At 66.4% G+C, this 17249-nt stretch carries 16 protein-coding genes and 1 tRNA gene; 9 read left to right on the forward strand and 8 right to left on the reverse strand.

Annotation, left to right across the window (positions count from 1 at the left end):
• The 3 genes from B8115_RS04220 to B8115_RS04230 all read right to left on the reverse strand — a co-directional run.
• Positions 1-340 (reverse strand): deoxyribodipyrimidine photo-lyase (locus B8115_RS04220; protein ID WP_010626507.1); only part of this gene is annotated, 340 nt, incomplete at its 3' end.
• An 18-nt stretch (positions 341-358) separates the two neighbouring features.
• Positions 359-1273 carry a MerR family transcriptional regulator gene (locus tag B8115_RS04225; protein ID WP_010626508.1) on the reverse strand — a complete coding sequence of 305 codons (915 nt, stop codon included), beginning with the start codon at positions 1271-1273 and terminating at the stop codon, positions 359-361.
• Positions 1274-1405: 132 nt separating this feature from the next.
• A complete protein-coding gene (locus B8115_RS04230; protein ID WP_010626509.1) occupies positions 1406-1786 on the reverse strand; it encodes a sirohydrochlorin chelatase in 381 nt (126 codons plus the stop codon).
• A gap of 118 nt (positions 1787-1904) precedes the next feature.
• Between B8115_RS04230 and B8115_RS04235 the strand changes: the two genes are divergently transcribed.
• Positions 1905-2816: a TIGR01777 family oxidoreductase gene (locus B8115_RS04235; RefSeq protein ID WP_010626510.1), complete on the forward strand. Its 912-nt coding sequence runs from the start codon at positions 1905-1907 to the stop codon at positions 2814-2816.
• An 18-nt stretch (positions 2817-2834) separates the two neighbouring features.
• Here B8115_RS04235 and rapA read toward each other — a convergent pair whose 3' ends face one another.
• Positions 2835-5786, reverse strand: coding sequence for an RNA polymerase-associated protein RapA (gene rapA / locus B8115_RS04240; RefSeq protein ID WP_026037875.1), 2952 nt, complete (start codon positions 5784-5786; stop codon positions 2835-2837).
• A 153-nt stretch (positions 5787-5939) separates the two neighbouring features.
• Positions 5940-6740, reverse strand: a complete 801-nt coding sequence (locus B8115_RS04245) for a TlpA family protein disulfide reductase (RefSeq protein WP_010626512.1) — start codon at positions 6738-6740, stop codon at positions 5940-5942.
• 131 nt (positions 6741-6871) lie between these two features.
• Between B8115_RS04245 and B8115_RS04250 the strand changes: the two genes are divergently transcribed.
• Together B8115_RS04250 and B8115_RS04255 are read left to right on the forward strand one after the other, a co-directional pair.
• Entirely contained in the window at positions 6872-7114 is a 243-nt protein-coding gene (locus B8115_RS04250; protein WP_010626513.1) for a hypothetical protein, read from the forward strand.
• Complete coding sequence (locus B8115_RS04255) at positions 7101-8681, forward strand: phospholipase D family protein (protein WP_141638506.1); 1581 nt, start codon at positions 7101-7103, stop codon at positions 8679-8681. Before B8115_RS04250 ends, B8115_RS04255 begins: the two co-directional genes overlap by 14 nt.
• Positions 8682-8693: 12 nt before the next feature.
• Here B8115_RS04255 and B8115_RS04260 read toward each other — a convergent pair whose 3' ends face one another.
• The 3 genes from B8115_RS04260 to ispB form a co-directional block, all read right to left on the reverse strand.
• Positions 8694-10025, reverse strand: a complete 1332-nt coding sequence (locus B8115_RS04260; protein ID WP_010626515.1) for a sensor domain-containing diguanylate cyclase — start codon at positions 10023-10025, stop codon at positions 8694-8696.
• Between the two features lie 235 nt (positions 10026-10260).
• A tRNA-Pro gene (locus B8115_RS04265) sits at positions 10261-10337 on the reverse strand.
• Between the two features lie 151 nt (positions 10338-10488).
• Positions 10489-11499, reverse strand: a complete 1011-nt coding sequence (gene ispB, locus B8115_RS04270) for an octaprenyl diphosphate synthase (RefSeq protein ID WP_010626516.1) — start codon at positions 11497-11499, stop codon at positions 10489-10491.
• 279 nt (positions 11500-11778) lie between these two features.
• Here ispB and rplU point away from each other — a divergent pair, with 279 nt between their 5' ends.
• The 6 genes from rplU (at position 11779) to murJ (ending at position 17173) form a co-directional block, all read left to right on the forward strand.
• Entirely contained in the window at positions 11779-12090 is a 312-nt protein-coding gene (gene rplU / locus B8115_RS04275; RefSeq protein WP_010626517.1) for a 50S ribosomal protein L21, read from the forward strand.
• A gap of 32 nt (positions 12091-12122) precedes the next feature.
• Positions 12123-12380 (forward strand): 50S ribosomal protein L27, encoded by a 258-nt coding sequence (gene rpmA / locus B8115_RS04280; protein ID WP_010626518.1) that lies wholly within the window; start codon positions 12123-12125, stop codon positions 12378-12380.
• 84 nt (positions 12381-12464) lie between these two features.
• Positions 12465-13658 carry an Obg family GTPase CgtA gene (cgtA, locus tag B8115_RS04285; protein ID WP_010626519.1) on the forward strand — a complete coding sequence of 398 codons (1194 nt, stop codon included), beginning with the start codon at positions 12465-12467 and terminating at the stop codon, positions 13656-13658.
• Positions 13659-13805: 147 nt separating this feature from the next.
• On the forward strand, positions 13806-14960 hold the full coding sequence (proB, locus tag B8115_RS04290) for a glutamate 5-kinase (RefSeq protein ID WP_010626520.1): 1155 nt from the start codon (positions 13806-13808) through the stop codon (positions 14958-14960).
• A gap of 197 nt (positions 14961-15157) precedes the next feature.
• A complete protein-coding gene (gene rpsT, locus B8115_RS04295; protein WP_010626521.1) occupies positions 15158-15424 on the forward strand; it encodes a 30S ribosomal protein S20 in 267 nt (88 codons plus the stop codon).
• 225 nt (positions 15425-15649) lie between these two features.
• Positions 15650-17173: a murein biosynthesis integral membrane protein MurJ gene (murJ, locus tag B8115_RS04300; RefSeq protein WP_141638511.1), complete on the forward strand. Its 1524-nt coding sequence runs from the start codon at positions 15650-15652 to the stop codon at positions 17171-17173.
• Positions 17174-17249: the final 76 nt, after the last annotated feature.

Genomic DNA, 17249 nt, shown 5'->3' on the forward strand with positions numbered 1-17249 from the left:
CCCGGTCGCGACGCTGCTCGTCCAGCGGGTACTCAAGGTTGAAGTGCAGCTCGGTGGCGTCGATCTCACGGGCGATCTGCAGCAGCGCGGCGGGGGCTTCGCCGAAATCGGCGATGTCCCGATGCAGCAGCGGGATACCGAGGCCAGCCAGCGCCTCCTTCAGGGCGATGACGCCACGATGCCAGAAGTCGAGCTTGTTGGCGCCGTGTCCATGACGCTGCCAGTGCGGCAGGCTGCGCAGAAAGACGGCTACCACCGGGCCGCGGCGCGCCGCGGCTGCAAGCGCCGTGTTGTCATGAATACGCAGGTCGCTGCGAAACCACACCAGTGAGCGGGTCATGGCATTACCTTGCCTGGCTCAGGCTTCCTGAATCAACGACCGCAGGCGCGCCATGGCCTGGGGCAGGTCGTCGCCCAACAGCTCCACCAGGCTGTCTGCCAGGTCGCCGTCACGGATGCGTGCCACAGGGCCGCACAGCCCCAGCGGGGCGTCGAGCTGCTCGGCCAGTCGTGGCAGTTGGCGCCGGATCACGTCGGCACGCTCGGCCCGGCCGCTGACCAGCAGCACTGCCCCCGCCTGCAAGCGCTCGACGGCCAGGGGAAGTTCGCTGAAAGGCAAGGCGCTGTCTAGCAGCTGGATGCGATAGCCGGCATCGCTGGCGGCCAGAGCGGCCAGCAGCAGCCACAGCGTGCCCGGGTCGTCGGGCAGCGGTACGAGCAGCAGCAGCGGGCCCCGGGCGAGCTGGTTGGCATGGTAGAGGCGTATGCCGATGCGTGTGCGCAGAAAGGACTCCAGGCAACGTCGCTGCAGGGTGGCGCCGAGCTGATCGCGCCAGCGCTCCTCAAGCTCGCGTGTCACCGGTTGCCACAGCTCGGACAAACAGGTGTTCACGGGATAGAGCGCCAGGCTCTGGGTGAACAGGGTCTCCATCTGGCTGCGGTCGAGCGCTTCTACGGCGGCGACCAACTGGCGCTGCTGGCTGGGCCAGTCGCCGGAGGCCGGCTCGGGGGGCGGTGCGGAGGCAGGCTGGTCGATGAGCTCCTTGACCTGGCTGACCGGCACACCACGGCTCAGCCACTGCAGGATACGCTCGACCCTTTCGATGTCCTCGCGAGCGTAGAGCCGGTGTCCCTTGGGGGTGCGCTGAGGGCGAATCAGACCGTAGCGGCGCTCCCAGGCGCGCAGGGTCACCGAGTTGACGCCGGTGATTCGGGACACCTCGCGAATCGGATAGAGCGGTGTGTCGGCCGGGTGGCCCCCCTTTGCGGTCATGCGCGCCTCTGCTCGTTCGTTGTGTGGGCCTTGCCATCACCTGGATTCGTCTGCCTGCCTGGCCGCCGTTGCGGGTGGCAGCAGAGAATATTGTACACTACTCGAACGGTGTACAACTGATGGAGATCAGGGTCAAGTCGGCACAGCTTCTCCCGCCTGCTCGGCGATCACGGCGGCCAGGGCCTCGACGAAGGCGGGATGTTCGCCCACCGGGGGCAGGAGCTGCAGGTCGACACTGGGGTGCGCAGCGCGTAGCGCCTCGACCTGAGCCGGCACGTCCTTGCGCAGATGACGCCCGGCGGCGAAGAATAGTGGCAGGATCTCGGCTCGCCGAGTGCCCGAGGCGGCAAGTTCAGCCACGGTACTTTCCAGTGAGGGTTCGCTAAGCTCCATGTAGGCGAGCTTGAGATCCGCCTCCATGCGGGCGGTCAGCGCCTGGTGAAGGTGCTCGAACGGGGCCCGCCACTTGGCGTCGCTAGAGCCGTGGGCGAGAAGGATCAGGCTGTAGGACATGGCTGTCTCCTGCTGGCAGGTCGGCGCCCCGGCGCTACCAGGGCTCTTGCATTGTCGCCAGCATAGCAGAGGTGTACAACGACTGTATAACGAAAGGCAGCGCTGGGGAGGGATTGCGATGCGGGTATTGATCACGGGTGGCAGCGGTTTCGTCGGGCAGCGCCTGTGCCTGCGCTTGAAGCAGGCCGGGCATCGCCTGCAGGTGGTGTCGCGTGATCCGGACGCGGCCAGGAGCAAACTGCCCCAAGGTGCCGACATAAGACGCTCGGTGCTCGACTTCGTCGAGTCGCCCCCGGATGCCATCGTCAACCTGGCGGGCGAGCCGATCGCCGCCCGGCGCTGGAGCGACGAGCAGAAGAACCGGCTGATCGACTCACGGGTCAACGTCACCCGCGATCTGGTTATCCTCTGCGAGCAGCTCAAGCAGGCCAACGGCACAGCCCCCGGCGTCATGGTCTCGGGATCGGCCATGGGCTTCTACGGCGATCAGGGCAAGATCGAGGTCACCGAACAGACCCCGCCTCACGACGAGTTCGCGCATCGCCTGTGCAAGCGCTGGGAGGACACCGCCCGAGAGGCGGCAGATTTCGGTACGCGGGTCGCGCTGCTGCGTACCGGGCTGGTACTGGATACGGGCGGAGGCAGCCTGGAGAAGATGCTGACACCCTTCAAGCTGGGCTTCGGGGGGCGCTTCGGCAGCGGACACCAGTTCATGCCCTGGATCCATCGTGAAGACCTGGTGCGCAGCATCCTGTTCTTGCTCGAGCGTGACGATCTCGACGGGCCGTTCAACGGCAGCGCGCCGCACCCCGTCACCAACGCCGAGTTCGCGCGCACCCTGGCCAGGCAGTTGCATCGGCCGGCCGTCATGCCGGTGCCGGCCATCGTGCTGGAGACCGCCTTCGGCGAGATGGCGCGGCTGCTGCTGACCGGCGCCGACATGCGTCCGGCACGCCTGCTCGAGGCCGGGTTCACGTTCCACTTCCCGACTCTTGAGCAGGCGTTGGCCGACATCCTCGGCAAGTCTTGATGGCTACCGCCGTAGGGCTCAGCGGTTCTCGTCACCCACCGTGACGATCACCCGCACGGCGTCCAGTCGTAGCCGTGTGCCTTCGATGGCGCCGTCGAGTTCGCCACGCTCCCGGCGCAGCGCCTCGAGTTCCGCCTCGCGCACCGCCGGGTTGAGTCGCGCCAGTGCCTCCAGGCGGGCCAGCTCTCCGTCCAGTTCCCGGCGCATGCGTACCTGAGCCGCTTCGACGATGCTCGGCAGCTCGCGATCAGCCTCCTGCTCGCCCTGGGTGAGCAGCTCGCGCAGCTGGTCGTGGCGGCTGCGAATCAGGTCCCGGGCCATGGCCTTCTTGACCTTCTGCAGGTTCTTGGAAAGCCCGGTGAAGGAGACCTTGTCGCTGAGCACGGCGCCGGACTCGTCGAGAAGTACACGTACCGCGGTAGGCGGCAGGAAACGATTGACGTGCAGCCGCTTCGGCGCCGGGCAGTAGGTGCGGAACACCAGTTCCGCCATCAGCCGGCCGGCGGGAATCGCCGGGTGCTTGAGCAGGGCGAGCGCGGTGTTGCCCATGGTGCCGTCGAGGATGCGCGCCATCATTTCGCGCAGCAGCGGGTGCTCCCAGGAGAGCCGCTGCACGTCGTCGCGGGCCAGCGCGCGCTCACGCGACAGGGTGGCGGTGAAGCCCTCCTCACCCTTGGCCAGGCCGGGCAGGCCGTCGAGCATCTGCGGGCTGGGCTGTAGGTGCAGCAGGCCGCCGCCGAGCTCCTGGCTGTCGACGCCGAAGATGTCCAGCGCCTGGTCGAGGTAGCGCGACAAGGCCGGGTCGTGGTCGAGCTCGCGGATCGCCGTGGCGACCGCTTCGGCCCGCGCCGGGCGGCAGGCGTTGAGTTCCAGCAGACGGTTGCGCCCGGCATCGCGCTGGGTCAGGCGGTTCTCGAACAGGGCGCGGGTCTCGGCGATGACGTCGGCGAGGGCCTCGTCGTCGAGCAGCGCCTCGGCCAGGGCATCGCCGAAGGCGTCGAACAGTTCACTGCCGACCCCGTGGGGAGCGTCGAACGCATCCATCCCCTCGCTAAACCAGCGCAGCAGACGCGCCCCGGGGCTGGCTTCGAACAGCGGCACGTGGATCTCGATGGCATGGCGCTGACCGATGCGGTCAAGCCGGCCGATGCGCTGCTCGAGCTGGTCGGGATGCTGGGGCAGGTCGAACATCACCAGGTGGCGGCAGAACTGGAAGTTGCGCCCCTCCGAGCCGATCTCGGAGCAGACCAGCACCTGGCTGCCCTCCTCCTCGTCGGCGAAGGCGGCCGCCGCACGGTCGCGTTCTACCAGCGTCAGCCCCTCGTGGAATACCGGCGCATGAATGCCGCCCAGTACCCGCAGCGCGTCGGCCAGGCCCTGAGCGGTCTCGCGGCTGTGCGCGATCACCAGCACCTTGTCGTTGGCGAAGCCCTGCTCGCCGTCGTCAGCCAGGCGCTCCAGCAGCCAATTCACTCGCGGGTCGATCTGCCACCACGGCTCGGCATTGAGCGGATCGTCCGAGAGCGCGCGATAGGTGGCGTCGGGGTAGATCAGCACGTCGGGATGATCGAGCCCGGTCTCGATCAGCAGTTCGTCGAGATGGTCTTCGTCGCGCTCGAGCTTGCGCAGTACCCGGCGGTAGGCCGAGGGCAGAGGCAGTTCGGTCAGGTGCAGGTAACGCTCGGGGAAGCCGCCCACATGGCGGCGGCTGTTGCGGAACATCACCCGGCCGGTGCCGTGGCGATCGAGCAGTTGCTCACGCAGCTGTTCGCGGGCGCTTTCCTGCTGCTGCTGGCCGCTCTCGGGGTTGGCCAGGGTGTCGAGCAGAGCCAGGCTGTCATGCTCCCCGATCACCGCGGCCACGCTGGCGCGATCACTCTCGCCGCCGGCCGGCAGGCGTTCCAGGGCGTCGATGGCCTGGGCCACCTCCACGTAATGCAGCTCCTCTTCGCGAAACGCCCCCAGGCTGTGGTAGCGGTCCGGGTCGAGCAGGCGCAGGCGGGCGAAGTGGCTCTCCAGGCCCATCTGCTCCGGAGTGGCGGTGAGCAGCAGCACACCCGGTACATGCTTGGCCAGGCGCTCGACGCAGGCGTAGCCGGCGCCGACCTGCTCGGCGCTCCAGTCGAGATGGTGCGCTTCGTCGACGATCAGCAGGTCCCAGTTGCAGGCGGCCGCCTGCTCCTGGCGCTGGGGGTTGGCGAACAGCCACTCCTGGCTGGCCAGGATGAGCTGGCCGGACTCGAAGGGGTTGGCTTCGGCCTGGGCCAGGCTCTGCTGCTCGTCGAGCAGGGTCACCTCGAGGGCGAAGCGGCGCAGCAGCTCCACCAGCCATTGGTGCATGAGACTCGGCGGCACCAGGATCAGGGCGCGTTCGGCACGGCCGGTGAGCAGCATGCGGTGCAGGATCAGGCCGGCCTCGATGGTCTTGCCCAGCCCCACCTCGTCGGCCAGCAGCACGCGCGGCGCGTGGCGTCGGGCCACTTCGTCGGCGATGTAGAGCTGATGGGGAATCAGGTCGATGCGCGGGCCGGCAAGGCCCAATGCCGGATTCTGCTCGATGCGATGATGGTGGTGCAGGGTGCGGAAGCGCAGATCGAACCAGTCGTTGCGGTCGACCTGGCCAGTGAGCAGGCGGTCGCGGGCTTGGTCGAACTGCATGCTGTCGGCCAGGCGTGCCTCAGGCAGCTCGCGCAGCTCGCCCTGGTCGTCCTCGCCGATATAGACGATCAGGCCGTCGACTTCCTTGCTGTCGTCGACGGTCAGGTTCCAGCCCTCGGCGGACTGGACACGGTCGCCGCTGCCGAAAGCGACGCGGGTCAGCGGTGCCTGACGGCTGCTGTAGGTACGGGTTTCCTGGCTGGCGCCGAACAGCACGGTAACGCTACGGTGGTCGCAACTCAGGATGGTGCCCAGGCCCAGGTCGGCCTCGCCATCGCTGATCCAGCGCTGGCCGGGTGAAAAGTCGCTCATGATGCCTCGGTCGATGCTGAACACGGTGCGCACGCTGCCGCCGAAGCATGGCTTCGGCGGGCAGGGCGGGCGATTCTAACGCAAAGCCCGCGCTGGCTTAAGGCTGGTGGAGAAGGGCGGGAAATGGTAGGGGGCGGCTGTTACGGGTGGTAATCAGTGGCGTCCCAGCCAAGTGTCGAGCTGCGCTCGCGACAGTTCGCCCACATGGCGCTCCACTGCGCGGCCTTCACGGTCGAACAGCACCGTGGTGGGGAGTCCCGGCGACTCCATCGTGCGGATCATCTGCTGGTTCGGATCGAGCAGCGGGTAACGGAACGCGAGCTCCTGCTCGTCCAGGTAGCGTGCCACCTGGAGTAGCTCCTCACCTTGATTGATCACCACCGCGGTAACGCCGTCGCGGGTGTCGGCCTCGGCTAATAACGGCATCTCGCGCAGGCAGGGCGGGCACCAGGTGGCCCACAGGTTGACCACCACCAGCTCGCCCTGAAGCTGCTGCAGGTTGACCGGCTCGCCGTCGAGGTCTTCCAGGGTGATGTCGGGCAGCTCGCGCAGCGGCATGTCGCCGCCGAAGGGGGCCAGGGTGACCAGCACCAGCCACAGCGCCGAGGCGCCGACGGTGAGTCCCATGGCGCCGATCATCGACAGCAGCCGGTCGCGCAGTGCCCAGCCGGTCCAGATCAGCGCGGCGAGCAGCCCCCACAGGCCGTGATAGCCGGGTTGCCAGAGCCGCAGTATGTCCAACGGGGCAGCGGCATAGGCGTCGAAGTTCAGCGCCACGTGCCCCAGGCGGGCGCCCACCAGCCAGGCCAGCAGCAAGCCGTTGAACCAGCGCGACCGCGCCGAGGGCGACAGCCCCAGCAGCAGCCAGGCGGCGAGCAGCAACAGCAGGGCACAGCCAATGGCATAGAGGCGCGGTACGGATATCAGCACGGGGCCCAGGGCAAAGGCATCCATTGGCTCGGCTCCAGCATTTAGGGTCGGCGCAAGCGCCGTGAGCGGGTAAAATCACTTACTTGCATAAAGTAACGCGTCAGGCAGAGCAAGCCTACTGCCCCAGGACGGCGCTGTCACCGGCGGGAGCCTACATGGCACACAAGACCTTCGATACCCTGCGCGCCCTGGCCATCGGTAGCCAGGCGCTGGGCTTCATCCTGATCATCACGCTGGAAACGGTCATGGGGGGCGAGGCCGCCCGGCCCTGGCAGGGAGTGACACTGGGCGCCATGGTGGCCTTTGCCCTGGCGCTGGCCGTGGCGCGGCTCTATCGCCGCAACAGGGCGCGCAAGGCCATGGCTCGCCGTCTGGCAGAGCACGATGACGAATCCTGATCCTGACGGCACACGTCGCGCCCGAAGTTGGCTGCTGACGTTTTGCGGCGTACTGCTCCTGCTAATGCAAGGCTGTGCCGGCAGCGCCGCGGTCCGTGAACATACCGCTCCGCTCACCCCAGCCGAGCGCGAGGCCACCTGGCTCGGCCAGTGGGCGCGCCTGAGTGGCTCCGCGCATCCGGGCAAGAGCGGCTTTGCGCTGCTTTCCAGCGGCCAGGATGCTTTCAGTCTGCGCGTGCTGCTGAGCGAGCAGGCCGACCGCAGGCTCGATATCCAGACCTACCTGATGGGCGATGGGCAGACCACCCGGGCACTGCTGCATCGGCTGCTGGGGGCCGCCGAGCGCGGCGTCGAGGTGCGCCTGCTGATCGACGATATCGGTGCAGTAGGCCAGGGTCGGCAGCTGGCCGCGCTCGACAGCCACCCCAACGTTCAGGTGCGCGTCTACAACGCCCTGAGTGTCGGTCGGGGCACGCTGACAGGCCGTGTGCTGGCCTCGGCGCCTCAGGCGGCGCGTCAGCACCGGCGCATGCACAACAAGCTGTGGATCGCCGACGATTCCCTGGCCATCGTCGGCGGGCGCAACCTGGGCGATGAGTACTACAGCGCCAGCGAACCACGCAACTTCACCGATCTCGACCTGCTGGCGCTGGGGCCGGTGGTGGAGCCTCTGGCACAGAGTTTCCACCTCTACTGGAACCACGGCCTGGCTCAGCCCATCGGTCGCTATCACCGTGTCGACGAGGACGCCTGGCAAGAACTGCTGGCGTCGCTCGCCGAGTGGTTCGAGAGCAGTGTCGACTCGCCCTATTTCGCCGACCTGCGCCAGCGCTATGCCGACATCGAGCAGGGGCCGCTGGTGGGCAAGCTGCACTGGGGGGAAGGCATTGCGCTGTGGGACCCGCCGGGCAAGCCTGCCTGGCGGGGGCGGCCGGCATTCCAACGTACCATGGCCGGCGCCCTGCACGACCAGGTGGGAGAGCCGAGCGAGCGGCTGACCCTCGTATCTGCCTATTTCGTGCCCGGCAGGCAGGGTACCCGCCTGTTGACGGAGCTGGCCGAGGCCGGCGTGGCGGTCGAGATATTCACCAACGCCCTGGAGGCGACCGATGTGCCGGTGGTGCACGGTGCCTACCAGGCCAGGCGGGAGGCGTTGCTCGATAGCGGGGTCGCACTCTACGAGATGCGTGCCGAGCACGAGCCGGATGCCGATATCGGCTTCAGTGTGGGGTCTTCGGCCTCTGCCCTGCACATCAAGGCGCTGGGAATCGACGCCGACCGTGTCTTCATTGGGTCGCCCAACGCCGACCCGCGCTCGGTGTGGTGGAATACCGAGGTGGGCGTACTGGTGACCAGTCAGGGTCTGGCCAACGAGTTCCAGCGCCTGACCGAGATCGGCAAGTCGCCGGCGCTCAGCTATCGGGTCGGCCGTACGCCGTCGGGGCGGCTCTACTGGCAGGCCCTCGTGCAGGGAGAACCGGTCGAGCTGATGCGCGAGCCCGGCAGTCTGTGGCGGCATGGTGGAGCCGGGGTGAGTCGGCTGTTGCGGCTCGAACCGCTGCTGTGACGCGCGGTGGCATCACTCCTGGGCGTCGGCGATTCCCACCCGGTTGCGCCCCGAGCGTTTGGCACGATACAGGGCGCTATCGGCGCGTGCCAGTATCGCCTCTGGGCCGTCGCCCCGGCGGTATTCCGCGATCCCCAGGCTGATAGTCACGGCCAGGCCGTGCAGAAGGGTCTCTGCCACCTGCTGGCGCAGCCGCTCGGCGAAGATCGAGGCTCCTTGCGCCGTGGTGTCCTGCAGCAGGATGGCGAACTCCTCGCCGCCCCAGCGTGCCAGCAGGTCGGTGCTGCGCAGGGTCTGGCCGACCAGGGAGGCCAGACGCTTGAGGATGAGGTCGCCCGTGTCGTGACCGTGCTGATCGTTGATCGACTTGAAGTGGTCGATGTCGAACAGCAGCAGTGAGAAGGTGTTGTCGCTGCGCTCGGCCTGGCGTACTGCCTTGCGCATGGCCACATCGAAGGCGCGGCGGTTTTGAGTGCCGGTCAGGTGGTCGCGGGTGGCCTGTTGCTCCAGCTCCTCTTCCAGGCGCTTGCGCTCGGCGATGTTGTGGAAGACGGCAATGAAGTGGCGGATCCTGCCGTTGTCGTCGTACACGGCCGTGATCGCCTGCCACAGCGGATAGATGTCGCCGTACTTGTTGCGATTCCAGATCTCGCCCTGCCAGTGGCCGGTTTCCAGTACCGCCTGCCACAGCTGAGCGTAGAAGTGCTTGTCGTGACGGCCCGACTTGAACAGTCGAGGGGTCTCGCCGATCACCTCTTCCGGCAGGTAGCCGGTAATGTCGGTGAAGGCCTGATTGACCCGTTCGATGCGCATGTCGGGATCGGTGATCAGCGTGGCCTGGCCGGTCTGGAACACGCTGGCGAGCAGCCGCAGCTCCTCCTCCTGACGCTTGCGCTCGGTGATGTCCTCCTTCACCGCCACGAAACGCACGATCCGGCCGCTGTCGTCGCGTACCGGAGTGATGGTTTCGGCTTCCCAATAGAGCTCGCCGTTCTTCTTGCGGTTCTGCAATTCACCGCGCCACACCCGGCCGCTGCGCAGGGTCTGCCACAGCTCACGGTAGACGTGATCTGGGGTCATGCCCGACTGGATCATGGCCGGAGTCTTGCCGATCAACTCTTCGCGGGAATAGCCGGTCACTTCGAGAAAGCGCCGGTTGACGTACTCGATGCGCCCTTCGGTATCGGTGATTGCCGTGGCCGCCGGGCTCTGCTCCACGGCGATGTAGAGCTGATAGAACTTGGCACGCAGCGTCTCGAGATCGGCGTCGGGCCAGTAAGGGTGGAACATGGCGCGCTCGCTTTCGCTGCCGCCATGCGCTGCTTCATGCTCGCCGTTCTTCACGAGCACCTCCGTACGAGTAGGACTTGTTCTAGCACAAGTCTCTTATGGTTTTGCTTGTATTCCTTGGCTTGTAGCGTTTATCCAGCCGGAGTCTGGCGACCCGGCCGCGCAGCATAGCGCCTTTTTACGGTGTGTTCACGTAGATGTCGGCTCTCGATGGGAGCTGGATGGCAAAACGGTGGGCGAAGCAACGAAAAAGGCCTCGCAATCGCTTGCAAGGCCCTTATGAATTCTTTGGTCGGAGTAGCAGGATTCGAACCTACGACCTCTGCCTCCCGAAGGCAGCGCTCTACCAAGCTGAGCTATACTCCGTTACTTCCTTACTCTGTTATTTCCTACTCTGTTATTTCCTTTTCGAGCTGCTTTTGGGCGATGCTCGGTGTCGGCTCCGGGAGCCGACGGATGGGCATTATACGCAAAAGCCATGGCCTTGCAAGCCCCCCGCGGCGGTGCTGTTCCACCTTCAGTTTTGGCGTTCCACCGCGAGTCGGGCCAGGTCGGCCATGCTGTCGCGGTAGCGGCTGGGAGACAGAAAGTCGAGCTGCTCCAGCGCCTTGGCCGACATCTCTTCGGCCCGTGCCCGGGTGTAGTCCAGCGCGCCGGTATCGCGCACGATGGCCAGCACCTCGTCGAGCCGTTCGAGCCCGCCCTGGCGAATGGCCTGACGGATCGTTCGGGCCTGGTCCGGGGTGCCGGCGGCCATGGCCTGGATCAGTGGCAGGGTCGGCTTGCCCTCGGCCAGATCGTCGCCCACGTTCTTGCCCATGGCCTTGGCGTCGCCTTGGTAGTCGAGCAGGTCGTCGACGAGCTGGAACGCCAGCCCCAGGTAGCGACCGTAGAGTTGCAGCGCTGCTTCCTGCTGCGGGTCGGCCTCGGCCAGCACCGCGCCGCTGTGGGTGGCGGCCTCGAACAGCATGGCGGTCTTGCCCTGGATGGTCTCGAAGTAGGTGGCCTCGTCGACATCGGGGTTGCCCACGTTGGTCAACTGCTGCACCTCGCCCTCGGCGATGACGCAGGTGGCACCGGAGAGAATGCCCATGATCTTGAGCGAGCCGATCTCCACCATCATCTGGAAGGAGCGCGAATAGAGGTAGTCGCCTACCAGCACGGAGGGGGCGTTGCCCCAGGCGTCGTTGGCGGTGGCGCGGCCGCGGCGCATGTGAGATTCGTCGACCACGTCGTCGTGCAGCAGGGTCGAGGTATGCATGAACTCGATCAGCGTGGCCAGCGAGATGTGCTTGTCACCCTGATAGCCCAGGGCGCGGGCGGCGAGCAGTACCAGCAACGGACGCAGCCGCTTGCCGCCGCTGGCGATGATGTACTGACCGATTGTCTCGACCAGCGGCACCCGAGATGCCAGCTGCTCCTTGATGGTACGGTTGACCGCGGCAAAATCGTCGGCGACCGCCGCGTGCAGCGACGAAGAGGCGGTGGTGTTGCTGTCAGTCGAACGGGAAGAGGCGTTGGCTGGCATGAGACAGTGTCATCGGGCTGTTGGGCCGGCATGCCGGACATGGCAGTGGCCTTGGGCTGCGGCTCATGCTATGGCCCCCCCATGTGGGCGTCAAGCTGCGCCGCGGTGGGTGGTTGCGGCATTGTCTTGGCGAGCGTGCTCAGTGCTTGAACGGCCCGCGGGGCGCGGTTATAATGCGCGGCCCACTCATCACGCTCCCTGTCAGATGGCTGCCGAAAGGGGCGCCACTCGAAGCAGGCCGATGAAGAGCCAACCCCGATGAGTTCTGGAGAGAGATACATGTACGCTGTTATCAAGAGCGGTGGCAAGCAGTACCGCGTTCAGGAAGGCCAGACCCTCAAGCTCGAGAAGCTGGAAATCCCCACCGGCGAAACCATCGAGTTCGATGAGGTGCTGCTGGTTGCCAACGGCGACGACGTGACCGTCGGCGCTCCGCTGGTCGACGGTGCCAAGGTGGCTGCCGAGATCGTTTCCCACGGCCGTGGCGAGAAGATCCGCATCATCAAGTTCCGTCGTCGCAAGCACCACATGAAGCGTCAGGGCCACCGTCAGTGGTTCACTGAAGTCAAGATCACTGGGATTTCCGCCTAAGCGGCTTCCCCTTAACGAGCGAGGACTTTGCAATGGCTCATAAGAAGGCAGCCGGCTCTACCCGTAACGGCCGCGATTCAGAATCCAAACGCCTTGGTGTCAAGCTGTTCGGCGGCCAGGTCGTCACCGCTGGCAACATCATCGTGCGTCAGCGCGGTACCCGCTTCCACGCCGGTACCGGCGTCGGCATCGGTCGCGACCACACCCTGTTCGCCCTGAGCGACGGTGTGATCAAGTTCGAGACCAAGGGTCCGAAGAACCGCAAGTTCGTCAGCGTCGTCTCTGCCTGAGAACGCACGAACTGGTAACTGGAAGGCCCCGCTCAGGCGGGGCCTTCTTGTATCATGGCGGTAGTATCCGCCGGGAGAGTCACAATGCAGTTCGTCGACGAAGCCTCGATCATCGTGGAAGCGGGCAGGGGCGGTAATGGCTGCCTGAGCTTCCGCCGCGAGAAGTACGTGCCCAAGGGTGGTCCCGATGGCGGCGACGGCGGGCATGGCGGCAGCGTCTACCTGGTGGGCGACGATGCCCTCAACACGCTGATCGACTTCAGGTTCCAGCGCTTCTATCAGGCCGAGAGCGGTCGCCCCGGCCAGGGGCGCCAGATGAGCGGCCGCGCCGGTAGCGACCTGGTGGTCAAGGTGCCGGTAGGCACCACGGTGATCGACGAAGACACCCTCGAGGTGATTGCCGACATCACCGAACTCGGACAGCAGGTGCTGGTAGCCCAGGGCGGTCGCCGTGGGCTCGGCAACATTCACTTCAAGTCGTCGACCAACCGGGCGCCGCGCAAGACCACGCCCGGCACCGACGGCGAGCGGCGCAACCTGCGCCTGGAGATGAAGGTGATGGCCGACGTCGGCCTGCTGGGCATGCCCAATGCCGGCAAGTCGACCCTGATCCGCTCGGTGTCCGCGGCCAAGCCCAAGGTGGCCGACTACCCCTTCACCACCTTGGTGCCCAACCTCGGTGTGGTGAAGCTAGGCATGCACGAGCACTTCGTGATGGCCGACGTGCCGGGGCTGATCGAGGGGGCGTCGGACGGCGCCGGGCTGGGGCTGCGCTTCCTCAAGCATCTGACCCGCACCCGCCTGCTCTTTCACGTGGTCGACGTGGCGCCCTTCGACGAGTCCGATCCGGTCGAGGTGGCCCGGGCCATCGCCCACGAACTCGAGCAGTTCTCGCCGACCCTGGCCGAGCGCCCGCGCTGGCTGGTGCTCAACAAGCTCGACCTCGTGCCTGAAGAGGAGCGCGAAGCGCGAGTGGCCGCCATCGTCGAGGGGCTGGGCTGGACGGGCCCCGTGTTCCGCATCTCGGCCATTAGCGGCGAGGGCACCGATGCCTTGGTGCAGGCAGCCCATCGTTGGCTCACCGACCAGCGCCGACTGGAGCACGAGGACGAGGAGGCCGCCGAGCACGAGCGCGAGATGCGCGAGCGCATGGAAGCCGAGGCGGTGGCGCGCACCGAAGCGAGGCTGGGTCGCCGGCGCAAGCGTCGCGATCAGGACGACGATGACGATGACTTCGACGATGATGATTACGATGTCGAGGTCGAATACGCCCCCTAGGTGGAACACTGGCTGCGCTCGGCCATACGTCGTTAAACCTTGGCTCAAGATGCTCATTTGCAACAGCAAACTCCGCTCTTTCGCCAAGGTTTGCCTAGTCTGGCCATCGCTCGCGCAGTGTCTCAAGGTTGGGGAATCGCAGCAGCCTTGTTGGAGAGTGAACAGGTGAGCAACGAGCGGGTTCCGGGTCGCGATGCGCTGCGTGGCGCTCGCCGGGTAGTGGTGAAGATTGGCAGTGCGCTGTTGACCAACGATGGGCGTGGGCTCGACGAGGCGGCCATTGGCGGCTGGGTGGACCAGATCGCCGCGCTGCATCGTCAGGGGCTCGAAGTGGTGCTGGTGTCGTCGGGCGCGGTGGCAGCCGGCATGGTGCGGCTGGGCTGGCAGGCCCGACCTTCGGCGGTGCACGAGCTGCAGGCCGCCGCCGCGGTGGGCCAGAACGGCCTGACCCAGTGCTACGAGCACCATTTTGCCCGCCATGGGTTGCTCACTGCCCAGGTGCTGCTGACCCATGACGATCTCTCCAACCGCAAGCGCTACCTCAATGCGCGCTCGGCGCTGCGCACCCTGGTCGACCTGCGCGTAATCCCGGTGATCAACGAGAACGACACCGTTGTCACCGACGAGATCCGTTTCGGCGACAACGACACCCTGGGTGCGCTGGTGGCCAACCTGCTCGAAGCCGAGGCGCTGGTGATCCTCACCGACCAGGAGGGACTGTTCGACGCCGACCCGCGCCACAATCCTGCGGCTACCTTGATCAGCGAAGGGCGTGCCGACGACCCGGTGCTGGCCGCCATGGCCGGCGGCGGCGGTGCGCTCGGCCGCGGCGGCATGACCACCAAGATTCAGGCAGCCCGGCTGGCAGCCCGTTCCGGTGCCGTCACGGTGATTGCCAGCGGACGTCAGCCCGAGGTGTTGACCCGGCTGGCCGCCGGTGAATCGCTGGGCACCCTGCTGCGTCCTGAAGAGGCCCCCATGGCGGCTCGCAAGCGCTGGCTGGCCGGCCAGCTGCAGGTGCGTGGCAGCCTCACGCTGGATGCCGGGGCGGTGAAGGTGCTGCGCGGCAGCGGCTCGAGCCTGCTGGCGGTGGGGGTCAAGGCGCTGTCGGGCGACTTCGTGCGTGGCGACATGGTGCTGTGTGTCGATGAGCAGGGACAGCGCATCGCCAAGGGATTGGTGAACTACGGCGCCGACGAGGCGCGTCGAATTCTCGGCCAGCCTAGCCATCAGATCGAGGCGATCCTCGGTTACATGGAGGCGCCGGAGCTGATCCACCGCGACAACCTGGTGGTGCTTTGAGGCAGTGTTTGCGCGGCCTGTAGCATGACGCCGTGCACCTGTGGTAGTATGCGCCATCCTCTCAGACACGGCCCGTCGACAACCTTCGCGTTGGCGAGATGGCCAGGCCGGCAGGAAAGCGAAATTTCCAAGCCGGACAAATCGTTATCGATGCCGCCCCAGACCGGGCGGCGTCAAAGTTTTCCAGGAGATAGTCAGTGGCAAACAGCAAGCAAGCCCGCAAGCGTGCCCGTCAGGCGGAAGGCCGTCGTGTTCTGAAGGCGAGCCAGCGCGCCATGGTGCGTACCTATGTGAAGCGCGTCATCAAGGCCATCAATGGCGGCGACCACGCCACCGCCATGACCGAGTTCCAGAAGGCGCAGCCGATCATCGACCGCATCGCCGACAAGGACGTGCTCTCCAAGAAGAAGGCTGCACGCCTGAAGAGCCGCCTGAACAAGCGAATTAAGGCGCTGGCTGCGTAAAGCCGGTCGCCTGGAGACGTCGCGAACCCGGCCCTTGGGCCACGTTCGCAACGCTCGTGAAAAACCGGCTGCGGCCGGTTTTTTTGTGTCTGCATGCCAGCCAAGGCTTGATGGTCGAGGATGGGAGCGGTGACGGAACCCGAGAAGTTGCCCGATTCAGCGAAGTCGAGCGTGCCCCTGGTGGCCGATGACGACCGTGCCGTGGCGCCCAAGGCCGGCGGGCTGATGCGTTCCGGCCTGGTAGTGGGTGTCATGACCATGGTGTCGCGGGTCATGGGGCTGGTGCGTGACGTGGTGGTGGCGACCCTGTTCGGTGCCGGTAACGGTGCCGACGCCTTCTTCGTGGCGTTCAAGATTCCCAACTTCATGCGCCGCCTGTTCGCCGAAGGGGCCTTCAACCAGGCCTTCGTGCCGGTGCTCTCCGAGTACGCCACTCGCGGCAGCAAGCGCGAAGTGCGCGAGCTGCTCGACGCCGTGGCCGGCAGCCTCACCGCGGTGCTGGCGCTGATCACCGCCCTGGCCATGCTCGCCGCACCCTGGCTGGTGTGGGTCTTTGCCCCGGGCTTCGGTCGCGACCCGGCCAAGCTGGCGCTCACCGCCGACATGCTGCGGCTGACCTTTCCCTATCTGCTGCTGGTCTCGCTCACTGCTTTTGCCGGCAGCGTGCTCAACACCTGGAACCGCTTCGCCGTGCCGGCCTTCACGCCGGTGCTGCTCAACCTCTCGTTGATCGGTGCCGCCGTGCTGCTCACGCCCTTGATGAGCGAGCCGGCCATGGCACTGGCCTGGGGCGTGCTGATTGCCGGCTTTGCCCAGCTCGCTTTCCAGGTGCCGTTTTTGGCGCGCCTGGGGCTGATGCCGCGACCCTGGCCCAACTTCGCCCACAGTGGCGTGAAGCGCATCCTGATATTGATGGCGCCGGCGCTGTTCGGTGTCTCGGTGTCGCAGATCAACCTGCTGCTGGATACCGTGCTGGCCTCGCTGCTCACTCCGGGCAGCGTGTCGTGGCTCTACTACTCCGACCGCCTGGTGGAGCTGCCGCTGGGGGTGTTCGGCATCGCCATCGGTACGGTGATTCTGCCGGCGCTCTCCAAGCGACACGCCGAGCAATCGGGCGAGCACTTCGCCGCCATGCTCGACTGGGCGGTGCGTGCCGTTCTGCTGCTGGGTCTGCCGGCGGCGCTGGCCCTGGCGATCCTTGCCGAGCCGCTGCTGATCTCGCTGTTTCACTACGGTGCCATGACCGAGCACGACATCGTCATGGCGGCCATGAGTCTGCGCGCCTACGCCTTCGGCTTGGTCGCCTTCATGCTGATCAAGGTGCTGGCACCGGGCTTCTTCGCCCGCCAGAACACCAAGACGCCGGTCAAGGTCGGCATCATCGCCATGGTCGCCAACATGGTCTTCAACCTGATCCTGATCTGGCCGCTGGCCCACGCCGGCCTGGCCCTGGCCACGGCGCTGTCGGCCTTCCTCAACGCCGGCCTGCTGGGCTGGCTGCTGCACAAGCAGGGTGTGCTGGTGTTCCAGTCGGGCTGGGGGCGCTATGCCGTGCAACTGGTGGGCGGCTGCGTGGTGATGAGTGTGGGCCTGGCCTGGCTGGCGCCGGAGTGGCAGCAGTGGCTCGAGTGGGGCGTTGCGACGCGGGTACAGTGGCTGGCCTTGTTGGTAGTGGTCGGTGCGGCGATCTACTTCGCCTGGCTGGCGGCGCTGGGGGTCAGGCCGCGACATTTTCGGATGAAAGGATAGTATGTAGCAGGCTAAGGCCTGCCTCCGGGACAGCCCGCTCGTTCGATATCGTGATATTGGGTAGCCGGCTGTCAAG

Source organism: Halomonas sp. KM-1 (genome assembly GCF_000246875.1).
Lineage (GTDB): Bacteria > Pseudomonadota > Gammaproteobacteria > Pseudomonadales > Halomonadaceae > Halomonas > Halomonas aerodenitrificans.

What these genes read in the sequence shown, in the direction of transcription:
- B8115_RS04225 (WP_010626508.1), bottom strand. Translation starts at nt 1,273, where the DNA reads ATGACCGCAAAGGGGGGCCACCCGGCCGACACACCGCTCTATCCGATT.
- B8115_RS04230 (WP_010626509.1), bottom strand. Translation starts at nt 1,786, where the DNA reads ATGTCCTACAGCCTGATCCTTCTCGCCCACGGCTCTAGCGACGCCAAG.
- B8115_RS04235 (WP_010626510.1), top strand. Translation starts at nt 1,905, where the DNA reads ATGCGGGTATTGATCACGGGTGGCAGCGGTTTCGTCGGGCAGCGCCTG.
- rapA (WP_026037875.1), bottom strand. Translation starts at nt 5,786, where the DNA reads ATGAGCGACTTTTCACCCGGCCAGCGCTGGATCAGCGATGGCGAGGCC.
- B8115_RS04245 (WP_010626512.1), bottom strand. Translation starts at nt 6,740, where the DNA reads ATGGATGCCTTTGCCCTGGGCCCCGTGCTGATATCCGTACCGCGCCTC.
- B8115_RS04250 (WP_010626513.1), top strand. Translation starts at nt 6,872, where the DNA reads ATGGCACACAAGACCTTCGATACCCTGCGCGCCCTGGCCATCGGTAGC.
- B8115_RS04255 (WP_141638506.1), top strand. Translation starts at nt 7,101, where the DNA reads ATGACGAATCCTGATCCTGACGGCACACGTCGCGCCCGAAGTTGGCTG.
- ispB (WP_010626516.1), bottom strand. Translation starts at nt 11,499, where the DNA reads ATGCCAGCCAACGCCTCTTCCCGTTCGACTGACAGCAACACCACCGCC.
- rplU (WP_010626517.1), top strand. Translation starts at nt 11,779, where the DNA reads ATGTACGCTGTTATCAAGAGCGGTGGCAAGCAGTACCGCGTTCAGGAA.
- rpmA (WP_010626518.1), top strand. Translation starts at nt 12,123, where the DNA reads ATGGCTCATAAGAAGGCAGCCGGCTCTACCCGTAACGGCCGCGATTCA.
- cgtA (WP_010626519.1), top strand. Translation starts at nt 12,465, where the DNA reads ATGCAGTTCGTCGACGAAGCCTCGATCATCGTGGAAGCGGGCAGGGGC.
- murJ (WP_141638511.1), top strand. Translation starts at nt 15,650, where the DNA reads ATGCGTTCCGGCCTGGTAGTGGGTGTCATGACCATGGTGTCGCGGGTC.